Source organism: Meiothermus luteus (assembly GCF_003574085.1).
Lineage (GTDB): Bacteria > Deinococcota > Deinococci > Deinococcales > Thermaceae > Meiothermus > Meiothermus luteus.
Genome location: NZ_QWKZ01000134.1, coordinates 1 through 5,288, shown reverse-complemented (window position 1 = coordinate 5,288; position 5,288 = coordinate 1). Strand labels below are relative to the sequence as shown.

The 5,288-nt window shown below is 64.3% G+C and carries 6 protein-coding genes; all 6 read left to right on the top strand.

Annotated elements, in window-relative coordinates:
- Positions 1–751 (top strand): dihydrolipoyllysine-residue succinyltransferase (gene sucB / locus Mlute_RS13860; protein ID WP_119361169.1); only part of this gene is annotated, 751 nt, incomplete at its 5' end.
- 29 nt (positions 752–780) lie between these two features.
- On the top strand, positions 781–2,163 hold the full coding sequence (gene lpdA, locus Mlute_RS13855; RefSeq protein ID WP_119361168.1) for a dihydrolipoyl dehydrogenase: 1,383 nt from the start codon (positions 781–783) through the stop codon (positions 2,161–2,163).
- A 41-nt stretch (positions 2,164–2,204) separates the two neighbouring features.
- On the top strand, positions 2,205–2,471 hold the full coding sequence (locus tag Mlute_RS13850; RefSeq protein ID WP_119361167.1) for an acylphosphatase: 267 nt from the start codon (positions 2,205–2,207) through the stop codon (positions 2,469–2,471).
- A gap of 24 nt (positions 2,472–2,495) precedes the next feature.
- The gene (tyrS, locus tag Mlute_RS13845) at positions 2,496–3,803 is read left to right on the top strand and encodes a tyrosine--tRNA ligase (RefSeq protein WP_119361166.1); all 1,308 of its coding nucleotides are present in this window, start codon (positions 2,496–2,498) and stop codon (positions 3,801–3,803) included.
- A complete protein-coding gene (locus Mlute_RS13840) occupies positions 3,800–4,792 on the top strand; it encodes a dipeptidase (RefSeq protein WP_119361165.1) in 993 nt (330 codons plus the stop codon). Before tyrS ends, Mlute_RS13840 begins: the two co-directional genes overlap by 4 nt.
- 44 nt (positions 4,793–4,836) lie before the next feature.
- A partial coding sequence (locus tag Mlute_RS13835; RefSeq protein WP_147371108.1) for a sulfite exporter TauE/SafE family protein occupies positions 4,837–5,288 on the top strand: 452 nt, incomplete at its 3' end.

The following is a 5,288-nucleotide window of genomic DNA, read 5'->3' as shown; positions in this document are numbered from 1 at the left end:
ACCTCATCCCGGCGCTCGCCCTGCGCCCATTCCTGCCCCTCCGCAGGGCGAGCGCCGGGATGAGGTGGTGCCCATGACCCCGCTGCGCCGCCGCATCGCTGAGCGGCTTTTGAGCGCCAAGCAGAGTACCGCCATGCTCACCACCTTCAACGAGGCGGATATGGGCGCGGTGATGGAGCTGCGCAAGGAGTACGGCGAGAGCTTCCAGAAGAAGCACGGGGTCAAGCTCGGCTTTATGAGCTTCTTTGTGAAAGCGGTGGTGCAAGCCCTGCAGGAGATTCCCCAGCTCAATGCCGAGATTCGCGGCACCGACATCGTCTACCATCGCTACTACGACATCGGCATTGCGGTAGGAGGGGGCGAGGGGCTGGTGGTGCCGGTCCTTCGCGAGGCCGACAAGCTTTCTATGGCCCAGATTGAGGAACGCATCGCCGACTTTGCCGCCCGGGTGAAGGAAAAGAGGATTAAGCCTGAAGAGCTGATGGGGGGCACTTTTACCATCACCAACGGGGGTATCTACGGTTCGCTCAACTCCACCCCCATCCTCAACCCTCCTCAGGTGGGCATTCTAGGCATGCATGCCATCGTGGAGCGCCCGGTGGCCCGCAACGGCGCGGTGGTGATCCGGCCGATGATGAACCTGGCCCTTTCCTATGACCACCGGATTGTGGATGGGCGTGAGGCGGTTACCTTCCTAAAGCGCGTCAAGGAACTTATTGAGAATCCCGTGCGGCTCGTGCTCGAGGTCTGATTCGGGTTTCGCTAGGTTGACGAGGTCTTATGCCCAAACATCAGCTTGTGGTCATCGGTGCGGGACCAGGAGGGTATGTGGCGGCCATTCGTGCCGCCCAGCTCGGTCTGAACGTGGCTTGTGTGGAAAAGGAAGCCGCTTTGGGCGGCACCTGCTTGCGGGTAGGTTGCATTCCCTCCAAAGCCCTGCTGGAGGCCACCGAGAAGGTACACGCAGTTCTCCACAACCAGCTTGTTGGGGTTCGGGTTAGCAGCGCCGAGCTGGACCTGAAAGCCCTGATGGCCCACAAGGACAAGGTGGTGCAGGCCAACACCCAAGGCATTGAGTTTTTGTTCAAGAAAAACGGGGTGGTTCGCTACCGGGGGCACGGCCGCATCGTGGGGCCCCACCGGGTGAGGGTGGAAGGGCCCGATGGAACCGAGGAGCTGGAGGCCGAGCGCATCCTAATCGCTACCGGTTCTAAGGTGGCCCCCCTCAAGGGGGTGGAGTTGGACTACAAGATCGTGGGCACCTCCGACCAGGCCATCGCCTACGATAGGGTTCCCGAGCACCTGGTGGTGATCGGTGGGGGGGTCATCGGCCTCGAGCTGGGCTCGGTCTGGAACCGCCTAGGGGCTAAGGTGACGGTGCTGGAGTACCTCCCCCACATCCTGGGCGGCATGGATGGGGAGATTGCCAAGGCTGCGGAGAAAATCTTCCGGAAGCAGGGCCTGGATATCCGCACCGGGGTGCGGGTTACCCGGGCCTACGCCAAGGACGGAAAGGGGGTGGTGGAGTACGAAGAAGGTGAGCCTCTGGTAGCCGAGAAGGTGCTCCTCGCCACCGGCCGCATCCCCAACACCGAAGGGTTGGGCCTGGAAAACGTGGGCCTCTTTACCGATGAGCGGGGCCGCATCCCGGTCAACGCGCACTATCAGACCGCCGTGCCCAGCATCTACGCGATTGGGGATGTTATCGCAGGTCCCATGCTGGCCCACAAGGCCGAGGAGGAGGGCTATGCGGTGGTGGAGCATATGGTTGGTGGCTATGGCCACGTGGACTACGCCTCCATCCCCAACGTGGTCTACACCCACCCCGAGGTGGCCTCGGTGGGCCGGACTGAGGAGGAGCTAAAAGCCGCCGGCATCCCCTACAAAAAGGGTTCTTTCCCCTTTTCGGCCAACGGCCGGGCCAGGGCCATGAACGACACCGAGGGGCTGGCCAAAGTCCTGGCCCATGCCGAGACCGACCGCATCCTGGGGGTGCACATCGTGGGCCCAAGGGCCGGCGACCTCATCGCTGAGGCCGCGGTGGCCATGGCCTTCCACGCCTCCGCCGAGGACCTGGCCCGCGCCTCCCATGCCCACCCCACTTTGGCCGAGGTGCTCAAGGAGGCTGCACTGGCCGCCTGGGACAAGCCGCTGCATATCTAGCCGCCCTTGAAGCGCCCTTAGGGGGTCTATAGAGTAGGGCTGTGCGGCGGGTTACGGTTTTGGTGAGCGGCCGGGTGCAGGGCGTGGGGTACCGGTACTTTACCCGTAAGAAGGCCTTGGAGCTTTCCTTAGCGGGCTATGCAGAGAACCTTCCCGATGGCCGGGTGGAGGTGGTGGCGGAGGGAGAGGAGTCCGACCTCAAGCTCTTCCTCCACCACCTGCGCCAAGGCCCCCGCGAGGCTCGGGTGGAGGACCTGGAGGTGCAGTGGAGCGAGGCCACCGGCCTCAGGGGGTTTCAGATTTACTGAGCGCCCCTCGGTATACTTGGGGGCATGACGGCCGAAGCGGCACTACAACAGCTCAAGCGGGGGACGGTGGAGATTATCCCCCAGGAGGACCTGCTACGGAAGCTCGAGTCGGGCCGACGGCTGGTGGTCAAGCTGGGCCTGGACCCCACCCGGCCCGACATCCACCTGGGCCACGCGGTGGTGCTGCGCAAAATGCGGCAGTTTCAGGAGCTGGGGCACAAGGTGGTGCTCATCATCGGCGACTTTACGGCCATGATTGGTGACCCCTCGGGCCGCAGCAAGACCCGCCCGCCCCTCACGCTGGAGGAGACCCGGGCCAACGCCCAAAGCTACGTGGAGCAGGTGGGTAAGGTTCTCATCACCGACGACCCCGAGCGCTTTGAGATGCGCTACAACTCGGAGTGGTTGGAAAACCTGGGCTTCAAGGAGGTCATCAAGCTGGCCTCGCTTCTTACCGTGGCCCAGATGCTGGAACGGGAGGACTTCAAGAACCGCTACCTCCACCGCGTTCCCATCTCCCTCCACGAGTTTCTCTATCCTCTGGCCCAGGGCTACGACTCCGTGCCCATCGCCTGCGATGTGGAGATGGGTGGCACCGACCAGAAGTTCAACCTGTTGGTGGGCCGGGAGGTGCAGGCCGCTTATGGGCTGGAGCGGCAGGTGGCCTTCATCATGCCCATTCTGGTGGGGCTGGATGGGGCGGAAAAGATGTCCAAGAGCCTGGACAACTATGTGGGCATCTACGATGATGTGGACACCTTTTACGCCAAGCTGATGAAGGTTCCCGATGGGGCCCTGGGGCAGTACTTTGAGCTGTGCACCGATGTGGACCAATCGGAGGTGGAGGCGTTTTTGGCCAAAGGGGGGATGCTGGGCGCCCATCGGGTGCTGGCGGCCCTGCTGAGCGCGGCCTATAGCCTGCCCCGTGTCCCAGCCCGCATAGACCTGGCCTTTGCCCACGAGGTAGGGTTGGAGTTCCAGTTTACCGGGAGCGATGCGCGGCTCCTGGGGAAGGGGCCTTTGGCAGAGAGGGTCTTGGCCGCCGACGAGCGCTACCGCCGCATTGCCCAAGGCGGCATTCCGGAGAAGATGCCGGAGGTACGCCTAGGCCCTGGGGCCCTGCAGGAGGGGTGTATCCCGGTGGTCCGGCTCTTTACCTTGGCCGGGCTCACCCCCTCCAACGCCGAGGCCCGGCGGCTGATTGAGCAAAGGGGTCTGCGTTTGGACGGGGCGGTTCTCACCGACCCTCGGCTGGAGGTGCGGCTCGAGCGGCCCGTTGTTTTACAGCGTGGTAAGGACCGGTTTGTTCGGGTAATCCCGGAGCTGGAATGATAGTGGACGCCCACCTTGACCTGGCCCACAACGCGCTTGACCTGGGCCGTGACCTGACCCTGCCACTGGCGGAGCTGCGCCGGAAAGACCCCCACCCCGAGGTGCCGGTGGTAACCCTGCCTGCCTTACGTGAGGGTGGGGTGGGGGTGGTCTTCGCCACCCTCTGGGTGGACCCACGCCGCTACCCGGGTCCGGAAAACGCCCACCGCGCGGCCTTGCGGCAGCTCGAGCTCTACTTGCGTTGGGAGGAGGAGGGGCGTGTGCGGCTGCTGCGCAGCCGGGCGGATTTGGAGGCCCACCTTTCCCGCTGGCCAGCGGATGGGGTACCGGGCCTGGTGGTCCTGATTGAGGGGGCGGAGTGCATTCGCCAGCCGGGGGAAGTGGGGTTTTGGCGGGCCCAGGGGGTGCGGTTGGTGGGGCCAGCCTGGAACCGCACCCGCTACGCTGGGGGTACCCGTGAGCCAGGGGGCCTCACCCCTCTGGGGGTGGAGCTCCTGGAGGCCATGCGCCAGGAGGGGGTGGCCTTGGATGTGTCCCACCTGGACGAGGCAGCCTTTTGGGAGGCGCTGGAGCTTTTTGATGGGCCGCTTTGCGCCACCCACAGTAACCCCCGGGCCCTTTTGGGGGAGGCAGAGGACCTCTCCAACCGCCACCTAAGCGACGCGATGATAAGGGCCCTGAGGGCTCGAGGAGGCATGGTCGGCATCGTGCTTTACAACCTCTTCCTCGAGCCTGGCTGGCGGCGCGGGCTGCCCCGTTTGCCCCTGGATGTGGTGGGGCGTCACCTGGGGTATGTGGCGGCCCTTATCGGTTGGGACAGGGTAGGGCTGGGTTCGGACTTTGACGGCGGCTTTGGCCTAGAGGGAAACCCCTTGGGCCTGGACGCGCCGGCCGACCTGGCTAAGCTTGCCGGATGGGTGCCGGAGGCTTACCGCCAAGGGGTGCTGGCCGAAAACTGGCTGCGCTGGTTGCGGGGTGCGCTGCCCTAGCTAGATTTTGAATCTAAAATCTGATTTGTGTGGTATAAAGAGGCGTGAATCTTTCCGGCTTGTGGGTCGGACTTTTGGCTGGGGCCTTTGGGGGGCTGGTGGGCCTAGGGGGGGGCGTCGTGGCGGTGCCCCTGATGAACGCCTTTCTTCGGCTTACCCAGCACGAAGCGGTAGCCACCAGTCTGGTGATGGTGGCCTTTACGGGACTGGCCGGGGCTTTTGCGTACGCCTTCCACGGTACGGTGGACTGGTTGGCGGCCTTGCTGATCTTTCCCAGCGCCATGATCGCGGCCAACTGGGGGGCCCGCTACGCCAACCGCTTGTCGGAGTGGCGGCTCAAGCGGGTATTTGGCTGGTACCTGGTGGTGGTGGCCCTCAGCCTCTTGCTCAAGCCCTATATTCCCCATGTGAGCGAGCCGATTGAGGGGGGTTTGCGGGTGTTGCCCCTGATTCTGACTGGGGCGATAGCGGGGTTCGCCTCGGGGCTTCTAGGGGT